The 661-nt window shown below is 39.8% G+C and carries 1 protein-coding gene; it reads left to right on the top strand.

The genetic code is table 11. The annotated features are described in order from the left end of the window. The first annotated feature begins 101 nt into the window (after positions 1 to 101). On the top strand, positions 102 to 527 hold the full coding sequence (locus AAY72_RS06200) for a hypothetical protein (protein WP_008985538.1): 426 nt from the start codon (positions 102 to 104) through the stop codon (positions 525 to 527). Positions 528 to 661: the final 134 nt, after the last annotated feature.

Genomic DNA, 661 nt, shown 5'->3' with positions numbered 1-661 from the left:
AATTTGTGGGGATCCCTCAGAATGTAGATATGACTTTTCTCAAAGCTGGTAGATATAACCATACCAATGACACTATAATTTAATTTTCAAAAGGACGCAGTATGAAAAAATTTCTAATTACGCTTGCTTGTGTAATCGTGCTAACAGGTTGTGATAGTGCAAATCAGATGATTGATAAAGCCCAAGATGCAGCCAATCAAAAGGCAGTTGAACTACAAAATAAACTAGAAGCCGTGGATATCAATGGCCTCAACTTAGAGTTGTTAAAAAATTCACCTCAGCTGGCAAGTCAACTTTCCGCATCAATTAATGATGCACTAACGGTTGATTTCACTAGCCCAGAAGCGATGGCGGCAGTCAAAAACAAAATTGCAAATGCTTACTCATGCCTGGCTGAAGCCTCCTCCGCTACTACCGCACAAGAAGTTATGGACAAGCTATTAGCCAATATCAACAACAGCGATGTCAAAACATTAATTGATAGCGGCGTTCAGAAAGCCCAGTCTTATCAGTCTTGTGTAAAATAACTTTTGCTCAATAATCTTAGGTTGATAAAAACTCCCATGGGCAACAGTTAACGTTGCCCCGCGGAAATATAACCGCTAACTTGTATTGTATTAGCCACCATTAAAGCTGACGTATTTACCTGAGGTATCCCCAG

This window comes from Alishewanella sp. WH16-1 (genome assembly GCF_001441695.1).
GTDB lineage: Bacteria > Pseudomonadota > Gammaproteobacteria > Enterobacterales > Alteromonadaceae > Alishewanella > Alishewanella agri.
The sequence above is the reverse complement of the archived record's forward strand: the minus strand, read 5'-3'. Positions and strand labels throughout refer to the sequence as shown.

What these genes read in the sequence shown, in the direction of transcription:
- AAY72_RS06200 (WP_008985538.1), top strand. Translation starts at nt 102, where the DNA reads ATGAAAAAATTTCTAATTACGCTTGCTTGTGTAATCGTGCTAACAGGT.